The sequence below is a fragment of the Nostoc sp. genome, assembly GCF_036916735.1.
Taxonomy (GTDB): Bacteria; Cyanobacteriota; Cyanobacteriia; order Cyanobacteriales; family Nostocaceae; genus Nostoc.
Window position 1 is genome coordinate 1 of record NZ_JBALFV010000069.1, and the last position, 19,449, is coordinate 19,449.

Here is a 19,449-nt window from a genome sequence, read left to right on the forward strand (position 1 = left end):
TTGAGTCCCAATAGAATTATCAAAGTACTCTAAGACAAATTGATCTTTACCCGCACCACCGTACAAGGTATCACTTCCAGTACCACCTGATAATTGATCGTTTCCACCTAGCCCAGAAAGGGTATCATCACCGCCTGAGCCTTCAATAGTATCATTTCCAGAAGTGCCAACTAAATTATCGTTCTTGTTTGTTCCTTGAATAGCCATAGTTTTACTGTGCTTTTTTTAGGTTTAAAAGGTGCAGACAAAATTTGACATATCATGCAATATCTATTACATGATTTTTGTGGATTCAATAATTAATATTTAATATTAATTATGATATTGTTCTTCACTCTCAATCAATCTATTTGAAAAAAGTACGACAAAATGCAGGGTTAAACTTTACTCGTTTAACCCATGAAAACTATAAAGCGATTGCTTGCTACTGAATTGATCCTGATATTTAATTGATCCTGCTATTTAATTGATGGTATAATGAGCCTATTAATTAACTAGGTTAAGTATACAGATAATGGAAAAATAAAAATAAATTTCAGTATTTATTTAATACTTGATCATTTTCGGTATTTGACTAAAATTTAACCGAACATGATATTACTAATATTAAACTTGCCGTTTTCATAAGCAAATCGCCCACACCTGAATAACAAGTGTGGGCGATTCGTTACTACAAAGAATTAACTAAACAACAGCAGATACTTGCTGCTTAAAAAAAGCTTGCAACACTCTATCTGCTATTTGATGGCTAGTTAAACCTAGTTCTGTTTTAGATTCATTGGGTTCAGCATGATCTACCAACACATCTGGAACACCGAACCGCTTGACAGGAACGAAAATATCTGCATCTAGTAAAGCTTCAGCGATCGCAGAACCAAAGCCACCCATGACACAGCCTTCTTCTAAGGTGACAACGCGGCCGATTTTCTTAGCTAAAGGTAAAATCAACTCGGTATCCAAAGGTTTAACAAAACGCGCATTAATTACAGTTGCTTCAATGCCGTGTTCACTGAGAATTTCCGCAGCTTGCATTCCTGGATAAACCATTGTGCCATAGCCAACGATTAACACGTCATCGCCTGTACGCAGAATTTCTCCTTTGCCGATTTCCAAAGGTTCCCAACCTTCTTCCATCAAGGGGACACCATAGCCATTGCCACGAGGATAACGCATAGCGATCGGGCCACTGGTATGGTTAACGCCAGTTAATACCATACGTTGCAATTCTGCTTCGTCTTTGGGTGCCATTATTACCATATTGGGAATGCAACGCAGATAAGCAATGTCATACATACCTTGGTGGGTGGGGCCATCAGATCCGACAATTCCTGCCCTATCCAAACAGAAGAATACTGGCAAGTTTTGGATGCAGACATCGTGAATTATCTGGTCATAAGCGCGTTGCAAGAAGGTAGAATAAATGGCGGCTACGGGGCGCATTCCTTGAGTTGCAAGTCCTGCTGCTAGGGTAATTGCGTGTTGTTCAGCAATGCCGACATCAATATATTGATTGGGCAGTTTGGCTTGAAGTTTATCTAAGCCTGTCCCCGTTGCCATCGCTGCAGTAATCCCAATGATTTTGGGGTTTTGTTCGGCAAGTTTCACCAGAGTGTGAGAAAAGACTTTGGCATAAGCTGGGGGTTTAGGTTTGCTGGAAGGAATGGCTTTGCCAGTTGCTACGTTGAAGGGGCTTTGGGCGTGGTAGCCAACTTGATCTAGTTCGGCAATTTCATAACCTTTGCCTTTGACTGTTGCTACATGTACCAAAACTGGGCCTGGTATTTGATGTGCTTGTTGAAAGGTGGCAATCAATTCTTCGAGATTATGCCCATCGACTGGCCCAATGTAGGTAAAGCCGAGTTCTTCAAAAACTGCACCTACCTTGGGAACAGCCAAGCGTTTCATACCTTCTTTGATTCGTCCGAGTTCGGGAGACAGGGATTCACCCACGAAGGGAATTTGTTTTAATTGTTCCTCAAGATTATCTTTAATAAATTGCACCGGCTGGCTGAGGCGCATTTTGTTCAGATAGCGAGGAATCGCGCCGACGTTGCGAGATATAGACATGTCGTTGTCGTTGAGAACAACCAACAGGTTAGTTTTTGGCAGGTGTCCAGCATGGTTGATGGCTTCTAAAGCCATACCCCCAGTCAGCGCCCCATCCCCAATCACAGCAACGGCTTTAAATTTTTCCCCTTTCAAGTCTCGCGCTACGGCCATGCCCAATGCTGCTGAAATACTTGTAGAAGCATGTCCCGCCCCAAAGTGATCAAACTTGTTTTCACAGAGTTTGAGATAACCTGCAACTCCGTCTTTTTGTCTGAGGGTGTGGAAGCGATCGTAGCGTCCTGTAAGCAGTTTGTGGGGATAAGCCTGGTGTCCTACATCCCAAATCACTTTATCCCGATCTAAATCTAGTGTCTGGTAAAGTCCTAGTGTTAATTCTACAACACCCAACCCTGGTCCCAAGTGTCCACCATTAACTGCTACGGTTTGGAGATGCTTATCTCGAATCTGACGGGCAATCTGTTGTAGTTGGCGAACAGATAAACCGTGCAACTGATTAGGATGGGTGATTTCGCTCAGATGCATATTATAGGGTTTTCCTCTCTAACTTCAGGTTTTCGGTATTTTGATTTTCCCACGGTCGGGTTGTTCACATAATTCAGACTCTTACATTGTTACTAAGTTGTATCGGAAAGTATAACTTCGTAATTGATAATGGTAAAAAATTTGTTAACCGTTAACAATTCGTGCAAATGAGATTGCAATGAGTTAAAATATAGCCTATTTGTCAATAAGTGATGCTACTTAAATAAATGTACGGATCGTATAAAAAATAAGTTTTCAGAAAAGGTTGCGGAAATTCCTTAACTAAATCGCTCGCTTTTGCCATTTCAAGCTAGTAGAAAATAAAGTTAAATATCTTATTATATGTTCAGTATGATTTCGGGCAAATATTTAGCAATTATTTCTTATTTTATTAAGTAACAGCAGCTAATTTCCTCAGCGATCGCTATTTTATGTAGCATTATAAATATGTACTTAATGCTACTTTATTTATTAAGGAAATTCAGTATTTATTTAATAAATTGAAGAAGAATTCAGAAGTCAGAATGGGCTAAACGCCCCGCTACCGCTAACAGGAGCAAAGCCGGAAATGCTCAGTTCCTAAATTCTATTTTGATAATCTTTAACAACAAGATTACCGACTTCTTAGAGAAGTCGGTAATCTAAGCCTTTGGATTTTTACAAATCCAATAGGATTGTTATATATCTATACTACAATACAGTTCAGTTTACGCTAAAAACCTTAAACTGTGTAGGTTGGGGAGCCACTGCACCCTTGCGGTTTCCCAACTTGTTCGCTCTTAGCGTTCCCGTAGGGTAGCAAGTCGCGTTTGAGGAACGTAGCAAGATTTTGCAGGGTAACCCAATATTTCCAGGGCTTTGCTTAACCCAACCTACACTTTTTCTTAACCTAAGCGTATTGATCTATACTCTATTTACCAAAAGCATCTTTGATAGTATCAACAGTACGTTCAACAACATTCTTTGTGTTATCTACTGCTTCTTTAGTCCGAGCGGAATCTTCGTCTGCTCTTCTCTGAATTGTAGCTGCATCTTTCTTGGCTTTGCGCTCTACAAAACTACCATTGTCTGTTGCTTGATCAACTTTACTGGCATTGCTCTTTGCAGCTTCCTTAACTTTATCTGCCGTATCATCGATGAAATTTTTGGCTCGTCCAGCATCTTTACTGGTTTTTTCTTGAACTTTATCGCCTGCGTCTGCTGATGCGATCAAGGTTGCAGTAGGAGCAGCCATTGCTGAAGTGTTCGATAAAAATGCCCCTTGCCAAACGAAAGCGATCGCTAACATACAAAACAGTGTTGTAGCCATCCAGCGTTTTACGGTAGAAAGCTGTTTTGTAACATAATTCAATTTCATACAATACAATCTCATGTGACTTAGTATACTCTTTTTACTTCATTTAGCTTATTTGCCATATCGTTCCCTAGATATAATTTCTTGCGTCATTAGTAATGAAATGAATTCACTATTTTGATAGATTGAATTTTGAGTAAAGATTTTTTTTGCTGATAATTAAGAAGCGAATTAAACAATTTACAAGTTGGGACGCTTGCGTTTTGATTTTTCTTAAGTCTAACTGCTTGAGCTAGATCGCTATCTGACCGATATTGTCCGTGAGTTAATTGCAGGTTGATGCAATGGCACTGTCAGCCACAACAATCGCATTGTTAGTCAAAACAATGGCATTGTCACCTGCAACAATGGCATTGTCAGCCAAAACAATGCTATTGCAAGAGATTACATTAGATAATGTGACGATGCAATTAGTATTGTATTATTCTGTAAACTTCCTGCACACACAACACTAAAAAACCATTAAGCTGACATTAATTGCTGGAGGCGCTGTGGTTCCTCTCCCAGCCAATCTGGATTTTGGGCAGTGCTATCGAAAATTGATGAGGTTTTGAAAGGCTCAAACTGACCGCGTGATGCCGCTTCTGCCGTTTTTGCTAAAAGCGATCGCACCTGCTGGTCATTCATTGGCTGGAACGTTCGCACTGCTTCAAAGGCTTGTTCTAGAATCTCCATGCTGTCAATTCCGGTAATCACAACCGATGTAGGCAGATTCAAAGCATAGTGTAAACATTCGATTGGCGTTACAGTATTTGACCGTAAAAGAATACCGTTTGCCAAGCTTTTCATACCTAGAACACCGATATTTTGTTTAACCAGTTCTGGCACAACCAGTTTTTCAAAGCTTCGATAGTGAGCATCCATTACATTGAGCGGCATTTGCGCTGTATTAAATTTAAACCCGTTAGTGGCTGCAACTTCGAGCATGTGCAGATGAACATAGGGGTCTTTATGTCCAGTGAAGCCAATATATCGAAGTTTGCCAGCTTCCCGTGCTTCAATCAAGGCAGCATTCGCCCCTTCTTCGTCGAAAACTCGATGTGGGTCTTCGTGCCGAAGGATTTCGTGGTGCTGAACGAGATCGATGCAATCAACTTGCAGGCGTTGGAGTGATTCGTCTAGCTGTTTTGCTGCTGCTTTTTTAGAGCGACCATCGATTTTTGTCATCAATAACACTTTGTCTCGATAACCATCGCGCAGCGCTTTTCCCATGCGAATCTCGCTGGCTCCACCGTTGTAATCCCAACTGTTATCCATAAAAGTGATGCCACGATCAATGGCTGTTCTAACAATTCGGATCGCCAATTGCTCATCAACATGCTTCAAGGCGATATGCCAACCACCCAATCCGATGGCGGAAACTTTCTCTTCTGTATTGCCGAGAACTCGATATAGCATTTCTGAATTTGACGTAGTTCCTGCCATCTATTCTCCAAATCTTTCAACTATTACTTATTTACATACAGCTATGTGCCAATTCAAACACAACGGCAAGTTGACAATATCTTGCTGAAGATACACTTTTCAACCTGATCGGGAAATTATCGAAGAAGCCAAAATACCGATGGCAATTTGGGATGTGTGAGATAAAAAATTGAATGGGTGAATTTCGTTTGAGAAGCGACTTCACACCAATAATAGCTATGTATCCCTAAGAACCTGTTTGTATTCAAAATAAAACCGTTACATAACAAGTACTAACGGTTATAACATATTCAAGTCTTGTCTCAATTCTAAATTTTGCACTATTACCAACTAGTTTTGGCAACAAGAGAAACTATTGGAACCTGTTTTAGGATCAGAATCTACTGATCTTTTTTGTTGTAATATTACCCCGATATGAGCGATCGCTTTGGATCAAAATCCCATTAATGGGGCACGGTTTGCCGTGCCCGTATTAGGGCTTCATACCAGTAGCTATGGGGTGTCTAGTAAATTAGCTGTTGCTGGTGAGTCGGTACAGGGCGTTTCTACTGTAGAGTGGTGGAACAAAGTTTCCAGATAGACTCGAGCAGCACGGCGATCGCTATCTCCATTTTGGAGTAAAAACAATGATAGCGCTGCCGTCAATACTCTGTTTTCATCCCAATCAGGATGGGTTTCTAAGTAGTTTTTTAAGGATTCGTGGAGTGTTTCGGGAATTTCTGTAAATATGCTAACCGTTGCTTTCATGAGATTTTCCTCCTATGAGGATAATCAAGAGGGACAAGTTGCTTGCGCTGAAGCGGCTTAGGGCTACTTCACACGCTCTTTCGCCAGCCCGCCAATCTCCGCTTACATCTGGTGGTAATATATTTTACACATTGGATGCTAACGGTTGAACGGATTACAAAAGCAAGCCGCATCATTGTGCGCCAAGAGGGGGTGGGTTTGTCAATGCTGCGAAATGTTAAAAAAGAGTGTATAAAAAATAAACCAAAACGGTAAAATAGGTATTTGAAGCCATTTTTCGTTACCTAACTTTATAATAACTCAGTCCTTTAAGTTCCTTGCCACTGTTAATCAACAATCCCCAATAAGAGAGTAAGAAGCCCATTAGTTCGTAGAGCGCCTGTGGAAAACTGTTAAAATCCCTGTGGAAACCTTGTGGAATGAGTGAGGAAAATAGCAGCCAATGATAAGAATTACAAAAATGTCATCAAATCATGACATTTAAACTTATGAAATTAGCTTCTCAATCGCAGTTATCATCGTGGTTGCCTTCGATACATCCCCAGATATGGATTTTTGCAATTGGTAGATTTCTATCGGAAGTTGGTACTGGCTGCACCCTGTTTTACGCCCCGATCTTTTTTGTAAATCAAGTTGGTTTATCTGCAATCAGTGTTGGGGTGGCCTTGGGTAGCGCTTCGATTTCCGGCGTTGTAGGGCGGATTGTAGGTGGTTCTTTGGCTGATTCTGAACACTGGGGACGCCGCCGCACTTTGTTGCTAGCCACGGCGATTTTAGCCATTGGTTCTCTTGTTTTAGCTGCAACCAGTAATTTTACTATTTTGGTAATTGGGAGCTTGATTAACGGTTTAGGGATAGGTTTTTATTGGCCGCCTGCTGAAGCTGTTGTTGCTGACGCCAGCCAGATTGAGAATCGCCGGGAAACTTTTGCGATCGCTCGACTAGCTGATAATCTTGGTTTAGCGATCGGAATTATGCTGGCTGGGTTTTTGATCGCGATAATTGGGAGTTATCGATGGCTATTTGTCATTGATGCCATCTCTTTTTTGATGTTTTTTGGGGTTATCTATGTGGGAATTAGTGAAACTGAACAGCAGCAAATAAAGGAATCTGAAAAGACAGAACTTTTTGCTTCTTGGATGGCAGTATTAAGAGATGGGCGTTTCCTAGTCTACATAGCAGTTAATATATTCTTCACAATCTATATTTCTCAAATCCATAGTACCTTGCCACTTTACTTCAAAAACTTTGTTATAAAAAGTACTACCGAAGGATTTGCTCAAACTACGATTAGCGTTCTATTTGCTTGGCATCTGGTGTTCGCCATCATCTGCCAGTTGCCTGTTACTAGCATTTTAAAAAGCTGCTCACACACACTTGCGCTTACAGTTTCCGCTATTTTCTGGGCAATTGGTTTTGGCTTAATTTGGATAAGCGGCAATGCCCCATCTCATCATCTGGTTTGGGTAATATTGGCATTGGCAGTATTTGCTGTGGCGATTGTCTCCTATACCCCATCTGCTGCTTCTTTAGTCACTAAGTTAGCCCCAGAAAATCAACGCGGCGTTTATTTTTCCATCAACGCTTTGTGCTGGGCTGTTGGCTCTTTTATTGGTCATCCCTTGGGTGGATGGGCATTAGATCAACCACAAATTATTACCAGTAGTTACTGGCTATGCTTTATCTTGAGTGTAGCGATCGCTGTAGCAATTTTACAATACCTGAGTCGAATTTTAGCTGAGTAGGGGCGCACATCTGTGCGCTTATTCTTCCCTCTATTGCCGACGTTCTTGCAACTTACGATATACAGATTTTAAATCAACTTGATGGTGAGCTAAGGCGACCAAAGTATGATATAACAAATCAGCCACTTCACCTGCGATCGCATCTGCTTCATCATCCTTAAAAGCCATTACCACCTCAGCAGTTTCTTCACCAATCTTTTTCAAAATTTTGTTATCGCCACCTGCAAATAGTTTGCAGGTATAAGAATTTTCAGTTGGATGATCACGGCGATCGCATATTATTTGAAACAATTGCGACAATGTATCCCCTGGTGGCGGGACAATTTTTCCTTCTATTTGGTGAAAGCAACTACGTTCTCCAGTATGACAGGCAACATCTCCTAATTGCTCTACCCCGATGAGTAGGGCATCACTATCACAGTCATAACGGATACTCTGCACTTTTTGAATATGTCCAGAAGTCGCCCCCTTATGCCAAAACTCTTGCCGGGAACGGCTCCAAAACCAAGTTTCTTCAGTTTCTAAAGTCTTTTGTAACGACTCTTGATTCATCCACGCCATCATTAGGACAGTACCATCCAAATAATCTTGGATAATTGCAGGGACTAGACCTTGTTCATCGTAGCGAATTTGTTCAACAGGGATAGCGTTATGCAGTGAGTGCGAATCGTTAGAAGACATACCAGCTAGTTTGCTCTAATGAGAATAAATCATGGATTCACGATATCATTCTCAATAGGGCAACTGGCATGTTTTTTTGAATTCAATTATCTTATCTAGCTCTAAACAAGAACATTCCGTTCCATAGCAGACTGCATCTTTACAGCACTCAACGCGACTTTGTGAGCTTTTGATGCCTCACCATACCAATGGATGGCCGAGTTAAAAGCTGCTCGGTAAAGATCCTGGTATGTTTCAGATAATCGAGTTTGAATATCTAGAGGCAAGTCTTTATTTGACTTGTATAACATATTGTTATTTTTTGGTTTAGCTATTTTTATAGGATAGAAATTCTAAGCACTTTTTGACCCTATCCTAAGATAGAGCTTTTTATTACCCACTATTTAGGAGAGAACCTTGGTAAATAGCACAATTAAAACAACAAAATCACAAGAAGTCTTTGCGGCTGCTCAAAACCTCATGCCCGGAGGAGTAAGTTCTCCAGTTCGTGCCTTTAAATCTGTGGGCGGACAACCCATCGTTTTTGACCGTGTTAAAGGCGCATATATTTGGGATGTAGATGGCAACCAATACATAGACTATGTAGGCACTTGGGGCCCAGCTATTTGCGGTCATGCTCATCCAGAAGTAATTGCAGCCTTGCATGAAGCTTTAGAAAAAGGCACGAGTTTCGGCGCTCCTTCAGTCTTAGAAAATGTTTTGGCAGAAATGGTCATCGATGCCGTTCCTAGCATCGAAATGGTTAGATTTGTCAACTCGGGAACTGAAGCCTGTATGGGAGTTTTGCGGCTGATGCGGGCTTTCACAAAACGAGATAAAATTATCAAGTTTGAAGGCTGCTATCACGGACACGCCGATACCTTTCTAGTGAAGGCAGGTTCTGGAGTTGCTACACTTGGCTTGCCAGACTCACCAGGAGTTCCAAAATCGGCAACTAGCACCACTTTAACCGCGCCTTTTAACGACTTAGAATCCGTCAAAGCCTTGTTTGAAGAAAACCGCGACGAGATTGCTGGTGTAATTCTTGAGCCAGTTGTCGGCAATGCTGGATTTATTGCACCTGACACTGGCTTTTTAGAAGGATTACGAGAACTTACTCACGAGCATGGAGCGTTATTGGTATTTGACGAAGTAATGACAGGCTTCCGTATTGCTTACGGTGGCGCTCAGGAAAAATTTGGTGTGACTCCCGACTTAACAACCTTGGGTAAGGTGATTGGTGGTGGGTTGCCAGTAGGAGCTTATGGCGGTCGCCGAGATATTATGTCAATGGTTGCCCCCGCCGGCCCCGTATATCAAGCTGGGACTCTTTCTGGTAATCCTTTGGCGATGACTGCTGGTATTAAGACTTTAGAATTGCTGCAAAAGCCAGGTACCTACGAGTATCTCGACCGGATTACTAAAAAGTTAGCAGATGGTTTGGTGCAAATTGCCAAAGAAACTGGTTATGAGGTATGCGGTGGTCAAATCAGCGCCATGTTTGGCTTATTCTTTACCTCTGGTCCAGTTCATAACTACGAAGATGCCAAAAAGTCTGATACAGCCAAATTCGGACGCTTCCATCGGGGTATGTTAGAGCGTGGTATTTACTTAGCACCCTCTCAATTTGAAGCTGGGTTTACGTCTTTCGCTCATACTGAAGAAGATATTGAGCAGACTTTAGCAGTTGCACGGGATGTAATGTCTAGCCTATAACCTGTTAAGGGATTTATAAATAAAAAGTATCCTGTTATACCATTTCATTAAATATCTGATACAAATGATTAGTCTCTAATTCTTTCCCCCTGCTGCCTATTTGTATCAATTTTAAAGTGAAACGGTATTACCTCTTGTGGGATGGGCATCTTGCCTGCCCCACTGGATGATTTATTTGCAAAACTACTCATCTTGGGAGGTCGGCATTAAAGAAATTTTTTAATAGGTTTGCCCTGGGCCGTCATCATTCAAGGAAGGTCACATCTCTGTCATAATTTCGCAATAGCTTTGTCAAGAGAATGTGCAATATTTAACCTACATTAAGGGGTGGCTGCTTGCGCTATAAATAGCAAAGATGCAATCATTCTCTGGTTATTTGACTTTGTAGACTATTCTGGTCCTGCTGTACCAAAATTAATAATGTGTTCAGGAAAGCCAAACCAAGTGAGATTGTGCTGATGCATGATGGTGGTGGAAATCGCTCTAAAACTGTGTAAGCTTTACCAGAAATTATTGCCAACTTTCGGAAACAGGGCTATAGCTTTGTTACTATCCCTGAACTGTTATAAATACAAGATAAAGAGCAAAGGCTGATTGCAAAAAATAATTGTTATTTCGATGGAAATCAGCAGCTCTATCAATCGCCATTTTGCAACTAAAAATAAGTTGAATTTTCTGGCGATTTTTAGTTTATTTATTTAAACTCAACTAATTATAAGGTTTAGCACTTTGGGAAATCATGAATAAAATTGTAATGGCTTTGCTTTGCTGTTCTACCTTTTTTGCCTTGACGTTCCTAACTGTGAATCCAGCTTTTGCCAAAGAGCTTTCTCTTCAGGATTTAACCTCTCCCAAGCTGAACTCAGACAAGACGCCGACAGTTAATACATCTATAACCAAAAAATCCCCCGAATTTTCATCAATCATCTCTACTCAATCACTGGAAGAGCTTGCTATACAGCAGTTTGGCTGTGACTGCCCTGCCTGTCAAGCTCGTGTAAGTCAGATGGTCTTGCAAGGTAGTTTTCCCCAGCTTAAATAAAACTGGTGTGTGAAATGACATTACCACAGATGATATTGAGAATTTTTATGGCAATTTATAGTTTTTTCGTCTAAGCTCAACTTCAAGATCAAGTCTACTATTAGTGTAAATCATGAATAAAATTATCATGGCTTTGCTTTGTGGCTCAAGCTTTTTGGCTTTACCATTACTAACTGTCAATCCAGCTTTTGCTAAAAAGCTTTCTCCCGAAGATTTAGCGAATCCTACCTTAACACCCACTGACACACAGACAGTTGCTACACCCGTTTCACAAGAATATCACCAATACCCATCAATACGTGCTAATGAAAGAGTTAAACAGCTTGCCATGCAGATGTTTGGCTGTGCCTGCGCTAGCTGTCAAGCTAAGGCAAGTCAGATGATACTACAAGGTAGTCTACCTATACCTCAGTGATTTTTCACCATTGTTACAAAAAAACCGTCCAAAATTAACATCTGAACGGAATTTTCTTATTAATATTTAATGCCAACCTAGTGGTCTGTTAGCTTTGAATTGAAGGGTAAACAAGTTTTTAGTCAGGACTTTAATCTTTGTTTTATAAGCACGCTTTGTGCTTACCACAAACCCTCAAAACTAGCTTAACAGACTACTAATCTGTTACAGATTGTACTTGTACCTAAAAACTACAAGTCGGGAGGCAAAATAACTTGATCAATTGCATGGATTACACCGTTAGTAGCTGTGATATCTGCCTGTGTCACTTTAGCTTCATTGACAGTTACACCAGTTGCAGGATCAACTTTAACGTTGATGGTGCCACCTTCAAGGCTTTTAACTTCACCAGATTTCAAATCAGTGGACAATATCTTACCAGATACTACATGGTAATTTAAAATCTTAAGCAATACTTCTTTATTGGCTGGGTTTAATAATTCTTGCAAAGCATCTTGTGGCAACTTAGCAAAAGCTGCATCAGTAGGTGCAAAAATGGTTAAGTTATCTGTGCCTTGCAAAGCTCCGGTCAACCCTGCTGCTTTCAAAGCCTTGGTTAAGGTTGTAAAGGAAGGGTTTGACTCTGCCAACGCTAACAAGTTTTTACCTTGATTGTCGCTTGCCCCTGGCCCTGGTGGAGTTATAGGTGGAGTTGTAGTAGGTATTTCAGTGGGTTGAGTTTGCGCCGGGGTAGGAGGGATAGGACGTGGGGTGCGGCGTGGAACTTCACTAGGTGTAACACTACCACCACCACGGTTATATGGCGGTTCATTGAAAATACTTGGTCTGGGATTTGTTACACCACCTGTCTGTGCTACTTGTTTGCGTTTGGTATTGCCCTTTTCTATTTCGGAAGCAGCTTCAACAGGTGTGTATTGAGCGTTTACTTGCAGACGTTGACCCTTGTTATAGGGGGCTTCGTTGAAAATACTGGGGTTAGGATTTAGTGCCTCTTTCGCTTCAGATGGTAAAGTAATAACGAGGCTGAAACTACTAAATCCTGCCATGCCTGCCAACGCGATCAGCAATTTGCTGTAATTTGTCTTCATAAATTTTGTTTGTCTTTTTGTCCACACATTACATAAAGATTTATAACATTTTGCTATGCACAAAATCTAACTTAACAGGTAAGTAAAGTTTTTCCCAGAACAGTTTGTGCTGGTCAGGTAAAATATCAAACGTCGGCTCACGCTGACAATTATGAAATATATTTAGCACATATTTTATGTAATGAGTATATTTTTATGAGGCCAAAAAGAGTTAAAAAGCTTCACTTGCTCTAGCGTCAACTTTCAGAAAGTGTGAAAATCTTACATCTACAAGGTTTGAGTCATAATAAGCTGTGAGAAATATTTTATTTACTTAAAAGCAAATTTATATACAATATTATACTGAAAAATAAGTGATTCAAAAGCGCTGAATCCCATAATGAATAAGGGAATGTCTCTGAATTAAGTATTAATTATTCAGCAAAAGCACAGAAATTAATTACTTAGATATCTTAAGGAATTTCAAATAAAAAAATAATCAATCGTTTTGGAGAGCAAGGGGAGGAGGGGAGGCAGGGGAGGTCAGGGGAGCAGAGGGAGAAGAAATCTAATACTTGTATTTAGATGCAGAAATTGAGTAATTTAATTTTTGGATGTCCCTAACGTAGTCTAAACAGTGAAGAAATTAAAGTTACTGCTAAAGACTTACAACTGAGCAGTTAAGTTATTTATGTATGCCAAAGTATGCCAAATTCAATTATTTTAATTTTAATATTTTAATTAAAAAATAAGACTTTTTAAATCGATGATTTTACTAAAAATCAGGCATAAGTTCAACCACAATCTCAATTAGATAGACAAAAAGCAACTAATGTAAAGAAAAATTACTTTAACTGAAGATACAATTGTAAAGTTAAGAAGTTGGCCAGTTATAAGGTATACAACATGCTGGAATTATACCAATGGGAACTATCTCAATACTCAGAGAAAGTGCGCCTAATTCTAGATTTTAAAGGACTAGATTACCGCAAAATAGAGGTTACGCCTGGGATTGGACAGGTAGAACTATTCCGGCTGACTGGTCAGAAACAAGTGCCAGTATTAAAGGATCGTAATAGATATATTGCGGATTCTACGGAAATAGCTAAGTATTTAGACTTAGAGTATCCTGATCGCCCAATCATACCACAAGATCCCAAAAAACGGGGTTTAACTTTATTAATAGAAGAATGGGCGGATGAGTCTATAGGCATCAAAGGTCGGAAAGCACTATTTGCAGCTATAAGTCAAGATCAAAATTTCCGCAAGTCTTTATTACCCACTTCAACACCAGATATATTTAAAAGTCTGGTTGGAGGAGTACCTAGTGATTTCCTGTCAGTGCTGGGTTTTGGCGTAGGTTACAGCCCAGATATAGTAAAGTCAGCGATCGCATCTTTAAAACAAGACTTGGAAGCGGTAACGTTATTATTGGCAGATAGTCCTTATTTAACAGGAGATGAGCCGACTTTAGCTGACTTGGCAGTAGCTGGGTTATCGATATTGTTGAAATTCCCTCCTGGTCCCTATTTGGATTTACCAGCTTCTATTAGAGGTAAAGGATTACCAATCTTTTCAGAAAATATAGATTATGAACCATTCTTTACCTGGCGCGATCGCCTTTACGCCCAATTCCGCAAACCATTAATCAGTACCACTCCACCAACGGGAAGTGCGCCAACGTCGATTCAGATTGACTAGTACCGCAAGGCAAAAGTCAAAAGTCAAAAGTCAAAAGTCAAAAGTTTTGTATATCAAGGCTTTTGTAAGTTTTAAAATGGTAGCTTGATTTACGCCAAGCTGTACTAGGTAGTGGGGCATTATTGGGCATGGTGGAAAATAACTAATGACTAATGACAAATGACTAATCAAATGAATTCGGCACAGCCATTAGGTTCGGTCATTCAAGGTTCTTTAACTGAAGGTTTAGAAGTACGATTGCATCCTGACATTTCTGTGGAAGATATGCGGGTAGGTAAGTTTCTTGTTGTGCAAGGGATGCGATCGCGCTTTTTTTGTATGCTGACAGATGTAGCATTGGGGGCTGCTAATGCCCGAATTATTGCAAATCCCCCTAGTTGGGAAGACACCTTTTTACGAGATGTTTTAGCCGGAAGTGGTACTTATGGTACTATTAACCTCGCGCCGATGTTGATGTTCACTCCCGAACCTGAAGAATCTTTCTCTTCAACAAATGGCAAATCGACAAATCCCTTCCTCCCATCCGTGACAGGTTTGGCTTCATTTGTGCCACAAACCAGTACTACAATGGAATTGTTACCTGTTAAAACTATTCCTAGCCACTTTAGCCAAGTTTACGATGCAAGTGTTGACGATTTTCGCCGGGTATTTGGTTGGGAAGATGACCCCCAAAGGCGGAATTTTTCTATCGGCAAACCTTTGGATATGGATGTGCCCGTTTGCATAGATTTAAACCGCTTCGTAGAACGGAGTAACGGGGTTTTTGGTAAATCTGGTACTGGTAAATCCTTTCTAACACGGTTGCTTTTAGCTGGTGTTATCCGTAAAAGTGCGGCAGTAAATTTGATTTTTGATATGCACTCTGAGTATGGCTGGGAAGCCGTTGCAGAAGGGAAGAATGTAAATACAGTTAAGGGTTTAAAGCAACTTTTCCCTAGCAAGGTAGAAGTTTACACCCTCGACCCGGAATCGACAAAGCGCCGGGGTGTGCGTGATGCTCAAGAACTCTATTTGAGTTATGAGCAAATTGAAGTTGAAGATATTAAGTTATGTAGCCGAGATTTAGGACTCTCTGACGCAGCCCTAGATAACGCCAATATTCTGTATAGCGAGTTTGGGAAGTCTTGGATTGTTCAGTTGCTGAACATGACTAACGAAGAAATTGAGATGTTCTGCGAGGAGAAGCGTGGACACAAAGGCTCGATTATGGCATTGCAGCGCAAACTCTTGCGGATGGATAGCTTGAAGTATATGCGAGCGGTTTGCCCTCAGAATTATATTAGTAAAATTGTCCAGTGCCTGGAATCTGGGAAGAATGTTGTGATAGAATTTGGTTCCCAGTCTAATATGCTCTCTTATATGTTGGTGACGAATATGATCACCCGACGTATTCACGAGCATTATGTCAAGAAAGCAGATAAATTCCTGCAAAGCAAAAATCCGAACGATCGCCCCACGCCATTGATGATTACCATTGAAGAGGCGCACCGTTTCCTTGATCCAGGAGTAGTACAAAGTACTATCTTTGGGACTATCGCCAGGGAACTACGAAAGTATTTCGTCACACTTTTGGTAGTTGATCAACGTCCATCGGGTATTGATAATGAAGTCATGTCCCAGATTGGGACTCGGATTACCGCTTTGCTTAATGATGAAAAAGACATTGAGGCGATTTTTACGGGTGTATCTGGTGGTGGCGGACTGCGATCGGTATTGGCAAAGTTAGACTCTAAGCAACAAGCTTTAATCTTGGGTCACGCTGTTCCTATGCCAGTAGTAGTACGTACTCGTCCTTACGACGCAACTTTTTACGAAGAAATTGGGGAACCAGCCTGGGAAGAAAAACCCGATGCAGAAGTATTCGCTGCTGCTGAACTAGCCAAAGCTGACTTGGGATTCTAGTACCGCAAAGCAAAAGTCAAAAGTCAAAATGCTTTAATTTTAGGCTTTATGGCTGTAATGAAATGGTAGATTTATTTTTGCGCTGACCTGTACTAGATAGTTATTTGTCATCTTAAGTTATTGTCTTCCAATGCCCCATGCCTAATTCGTAACATCCCTCCATTCTCACCGCAAATTAAGTTCGGTTATCCGGCTAGTTTTGGGCAACAGAAGAGGGGTTTTTAGCGTCACTATAGATATAGTCAGTAATTTCAAGGAAGTTTATTTTTTTGGCGAATCGGCAATTTTGAATTATAATTAAAGGTTTTATCTTAAATTACTTTACTATTTGCCTGATTTATCGTAATATAAAGATAAATGGAACTCATACCGACTTCGGATTTACCTGGCGATCAGTAACTACCTAAAAGAAGAATTCTCAAAAACAACCAGTGTGCTTATATAGAAATTGAAAATTTAAGAGATTGAAAATTTAGGGAAGGTAGGGGAACCTATCATTGGGAGTTTACGTCTCAACAACGGCTAGATCAATTGACTGATTACTTTTGATAGCTCCCGATATTCCGTGATAGATGTACTACCTTTCTCCAGTGATTATAGTAAGAAAAAATACATTGTGTTTACGGAGTAAAGGATAACACATCAATGCCTACTGTCAACACCCAAACGGAAAACCTCAACACTAAATTCACGGCTGATATGGTGCGAACCTATCTGCGAGAAATTGGTCGTGTACCACTGCTAACCCGAGAACAAGAGATTGTCTATGGGAAGCAGGTGCAACAGATGATGAAGTTCATCGACGCCAAGGAAGATTTGGCAAAGAAACTGCACCGCGAACCGAATATGTCAGAGTGGGCTGACCACGTTAAAGAATCGGAAACCGAGATTCAACAAACGGTGGCACAAGGAAAGCGGGCAAAGCAAAAAATGATCGAAGCGAATTTGCGCTTGGTTGTTGCAATTGCCAAAAAGTACCAAAAACGGAATATGGAGTTTCTGGATTTAATCCAGGAAGGAACACTGGGATTAGAGCGGGGTGTGGAGAAATTTGACCCAATGAGGGGTTATAAGTTCTCAACCTATGCTTACTGGTGGATTCGCCAAGCGATTACTCGTGCGATCGCTCAACAAGGCCGCACCATCCGCTTACCGATCCATATTACCGAAAAACTGAATAAAATCAAAAAAGTGCAGCGCGAATTGGCACAAACCTTGGGGCGATCGCCTAGTCCAGCCGAAATTGCCAAAGAATTGGAAATAGAACCTGCTCAGATCCGCGAGTACCTGAACATGGCGCGTCAGCCAGTATCTTTGGATGTTAAAGTTGGCGATAACCAGGATACTGAGTTGCAAGAAATGCTCGAAGATGATAGCCCATCACCAGAGTATTACACCAACCAGGAATTCTTACGCCAAGACTTGAACAACCTGTTAGCCGAACTAACTCCGCAACAGCGACAAGTTTTAGCCCTGCGCTTTGGTTTAGAAGATGGTAATGAAATGTCATTGGCGAAAGTGGGTGAGAGATTGAATCTCAGCCGGGAACGTGTCCGCCAGCTAGAGCATCAAGCTTTGGCTCATCTGCGTCGCCGTCGTGCCAATGTCCAAGAATACGTTGCTAGTTAAAATGAAAGACGCGAAATGCCGCGTCTTTCCACCACCTTGGTGATGCGCCTCCTGAATTCAGGAGGCTATTTTTTTAGATTAAGAAAATTAATGAAAAGTGCAGTAATTTAACAAATTTTCCCAATTTGGGACGCAAACGTGATGAACTTTTATCTTTGTTACGTGGCTTTGCTGTAGATGATTATCTGATTTTCGACGAGCTACGCCTACGCACTCAGAAGTCAAATTTTACTATGCTGGGGGGAGGCGATCGCGCAAATCTACTAAATTTTCACGAACAGTAACAGTATTAGGATGATTCACCCCTAACTGTTGCTCACAAATATCCAAAGCTTGTATATAAAGGGGTTCGGCTTCGCTGTATCTGCCTTGGGAGTAGTAGAGTAACGCTAGGTTGTTAAGGCTAGTGGCGACAGATGGATGTTCATTTCCGAGCAGTTGACGCCAGAGTGCCAAAGCTTGGATGTAAAGAGGTTCGGCTTCGCCGTATCTGCCTTGGGATTCGTAGAGTCCCGCTAGGTTGTTGAGGCAAGTGGCGACATCTAGATGTTCATCTGCGAGCAGTTGACGCCAGAGTGCCAAAGCTTGGATGTAAAGGGGTTCGGCTTCGCTGTATCTGCCTTGGGATTCGTAGAGATAAGCTAAGTTGTTGAGCCTAGTGGCGATATTTTCCTCTAACCTTAATTCTTTTTGCAATTCCAGCGCTTTATAAGTATACTTAATTGCTAAATCTAATTCTTGTTGATAGTCCTGGGCTTCACCTCTATTTAATCTTTGTTTGTAAATATTTGCCAATGTAGTATACAAACTTGCTAATTTCGCGTCTTTAATTTCGCTTTGCTGTTCTATTTGCTGAATTAATCTTTGTAAATCTTCAATGGGTAAAAAATAGTCATTATCACTATTAAAGTTTTCTAACTCCGTATTTATTAACCCAAAACGTATCGCCTCAACTTCTCTCGCAGAAATTACATTTTTAGCATGGGAAAAAAACCGAAATACTCCATTACGCCAACTCCAAAAATCCGGCGCTTTTTTGATTAAATTAATCATCAATTGATGCGTCACCCATAGGACAATCGCAAAGGTAAATTTACCCAAACCTTCCCTTGTCCACTGCAAATAACCAAAGAACTTTTCTTGTGCTGATTGTTCTTCCCCCACCCTGAGAAAAAGCAACTTTTCTGCACCCGTGACAGTTATCACTGCTGGTTGATACTGTTGTAGACATTCTTCCTTTTCTAAGAGTGTTGAATAGCGGCTTTTAAATTAGGTTTTTGTTCGTCTAATGTAACAGTATAAATACAAAAACGAGGTTTTAATTCTGTTTCATAACGGTCAATTATTTGATTCCGAAAATCAGCATGCTCACAAACACTAATAAGTAAATTAAATTTACCTTCTCCTGCTTCAATAGAGACAATTAAATCATCAAAAGCATCTTGATTTTTTTA

The 19,449-nt window shown here is 40.7% G+C and carries 15 protein-coding genes and 3 pseudogenes; 9 read left to right on the forward strand and 9 right to left on the reverse strand.

The features are described from left to right. The 3 genes and pseudogenes from V7L20_RS16320 to V7L20_RS16330 all read right to left on the reverse strand — a co-directional run. Nucleotides 1-207, reverse strand: a pseudogene (locus V7L20_RS16320) (calcium-binding protein); the annotation flags it as partial. A 477-nt stretch (nucleotides 208-684) separates the two neighbouring features. After that, on the reverse strand, nucleotides 685-2,592 hold the full coding sequence (gene dxs / locus V7L20_RS16325; RefSeq protein WP_334745088.1) for a 1-deoxy-D-xylulose-5-phosphate synthase: 1,908 nt from the start codon (nucleotides 2,590-2,592) through the stop codon (nucleotides 685-687). 910 nt (nucleotides 2,593-3,502) lie between these two features. Next, nucleotides 3,503-3,949: a hypothetical protein gene (locus V7L20_RS16330; protein ID WP_334745089.1), complete on the reverse strand. Its 447-nt coding sequence runs from the start codon at nucleotides 3,947-3,949 to the stop codon at nucleotides 3,503-3,505. 281 nt (nucleotides 3,950-4,230) lie between these two features. Here V7L20_RS16330 and V7L20_RS16335 point away from each other — a divergent pair, with 281 nt between their 5' ends. Beyond that, nucleotides 4,231-4,401 carry a hypothetical protein gene (locus V7L20_RS16335; RefSeq protein ID WP_334745090.1) on the forward strand — a complete coding sequence of 57 codons (171 nt, stop codon included), beginning with the start codon at nucleotides 4,231-4,233 and terminating at the stop codon, nucleotides 4,399-4,401. A gap of 7 nt (nucleotides 4,402-4,408) precedes the next feature. Here V7L20_RS16335 and V7L20_RS16340 read toward each other — a convergent pair whose 3' ends face one another. Together V7L20_RS16340 and V7L20_RS16345 are read right to left on the reverse strand one after the other, a co-directional pair. Continuing rightward, nucleotides 4,409-5,371, reverse strand: a complete 963-nt coding sequence (locus tag V7L20_RS16340; protein ID WP_334745091.1) for an aldo/keto reductase — start codon at nucleotides 5,369-5,371, stop codon at nucleotides 4,409-4,411. A 555-nt stretch (nucleotides 5,372-5,926) separates the two neighbouring features. Next, nucleotides 5,927-6,118: pseudogene (locus V7L20_RS16345) on the reverse strand (DUF2811 domain-containing protein); the annotation flags it as partial. Between the two features lie 488 nt (nucleotides 6,119-6,606). Here V7L20_RS16345 and V7L20_RS16350 point away from each other — a divergent pair. Beyond that, the gene (locus tag V7L20_RS16350) at nucleotides 6,607-7,863 is read left to right on the forward strand and encodes an MDR family MFS transporter (protein WP_334745092.1); all 1,257 of its coding nucleotides are present in this window, start codon (nucleotides 6,607-6,609) and stop codon (nucleotides 7,861-7,863) included. A 30-nt stretch (nucleotides 7,864-7,893) separates the two neighbouring features. On the opposite strand, the gene hisIE is transcribed toward V7L20_RS16350, so the two are convergent. Continuing rightward, the gene (gene hisIE / locus V7L20_RS16355; protein ID WP_334745093.1) at nucleotides 7,894-8,544 is read right to left on the reverse strand and encodes a bifunctional phosphoribosyl-AMP cyclohydrolase/phosphoribosyl-ATP diphosphatase HisIE; all 651 of its coding nucleotides are present in this window, start codon (nucleotides 8,542-8,544) and stop codon (nucleotides 7,894-7,896) included. A gap of 101 nt (nucleotides 8,545-8,645) precedes the next feature. After that, nucleotides 8,646-8,834, reverse strand: a complete 189-nt coding sequence (locus V7L20_RS16360) for a ChaB family protein (protein WP_334745094.1) — start codon at nucleotides 8,832-8,834, stop codon at nucleotides 8,646-8,648. A gap of 106 nt (nucleotides 8,835-8,940) precedes the next feature. On the opposite strand from V7L20_RS16360, the gene hemL reads away from it, so the two are divergent. The 4 genes and pseudogenes from hemL (at nucleotide 8,941) to V7L20_RS16380 (ending at nucleotide 11,696) form a co-directional block, all read left to right on the forward strand. Continuing rightward, complete coding sequence (hemL, locus tag V7L20_RS16365; protein ID WP_334745095.1) at nucleotides 8,941-10,239, forward strand: glutamate-1-semialdehyde 2,1-aminomutase; 1,299 nt, start codon at nucleotides 8,941-8,943, stop codon at nucleotides 10,237-10,239. 324 nt (nucleotides 10,240-10,563) lie between these two features. Beyond that, nucleotides 10,564-10,898: pseudogene (locus V7L20_RS16370) on the forward strand (polysaccharide deacetylase family protein); the annotation flags it as partial. Nucleotides 10,899-10,978: 80 nt separating this feature from the next. Further along, nucleotides 10,979-11,281 (forward strand): hypothetical protein, encoded by a 303-nt coding sequence (locus V7L20_RS16375; RefSeq protein WP_334745096.1) that lies wholly within the window; start codon nucleotides 10,979-10,981, stop codon nucleotides 11,279-11,281. A gap of 112 nt (nucleotides 11,282-11,393) precedes the next feature. After that, on the forward strand, nucleotides 11,394-11,696 hold the full coding sequence (locus tag V7L20_RS16380; RefSeq protein WP_334745097.1) for a hypothetical protein: 303 nt from the start codon (nucleotides 11,394-11,396) through the stop codon (nucleotides 11,694-11,696). A 230-nt stretch (nucleotides 11,697-11,926) separates the two neighbouring features. Here V7L20_RS16380 and V7L20_RS16385 read toward each other — a convergent pair whose 3' ends face one another. Beyond that, nucleotides 11,927-12,784, reverse strand: a complete 858-nt coding sequence (locus tag V7L20_RS16385) for a fasciclin domain-containing protein (RefSeq protein WP_334745098.1) — start codon at nucleotides 12,782-12,784, stop codon at nucleotides 11,927-11,929. 885 nt (nucleotides 12,785-13,669) lie between these two features. Between V7L20_RS16385 and V7L20_RS16390 the strand changes: the two genes are divergently transcribed. The 3 genes from V7L20_RS16390 to V7L20_RS16400 all read left to right on the forward strand — a co-directional run bounded on the left by V7L20_RS16390 (nucleotide 13,670) and on the right by V7L20_RS16400 (nucleotide 17,995). Beyond that, complete coding sequence (locus V7L20_RS16390; RefSeq protein ID WP_334745099.1) at nucleotides 13,670-14,464, forward strand: glutathione S-transferase family protein; 795 nt, start codon at nucleotides 13,670-13,672, stop codon at nucleotides 14,462-14,464. 171 nt (nucleotides 14,465-14,635) lie between these two features. Next, nucleotides 14,636-16,366 (forward strand): ATP-binding protein, encoded by a 1,731-nt coding sequence (locus V7L20_RS16395; protein WP_334745193.1) that lies wholly within the window; start codon nucleotides 14,636-14,638, stop codon nucleotides 16,364-16,366. A gap of 645 nt (nucleotides 16,367-17,011) precedes the next feature. Next, nucleotides 17,012-17,995, forward strand: a complete 984-nt coding sequence (locus tag V7L20_RS16400) for an RNA polymerase sigma factor, RpoD/SigA family (protein ID WP_334745100.1) — start codon at nucleotides 17,012-17,014, stop codon at nucleotides 17,993-17,995. Between the two features lie 231 nt (nucleotides 17,996-18,226). Here V7L20_RS16400 and V7L20_RS16405 read toward each other — a convergent pair whose 3' ends face one another. Continuing rightward, nucleotides 18,227-19,201 (reverse strand): tetratricopeptide repeat protein, encoded by a 975-nt coding sequence (locus V7L20_RS16405; RefSeq protein ID WP_442943563.1) that lies wholly within the window; start codon nucleotides 19,199-19,201, stop codon nucleotides 18,227-18,229. Between the last annotated feature and the right edge of the window lie 248 nt (nucleotides 19,202-19,449).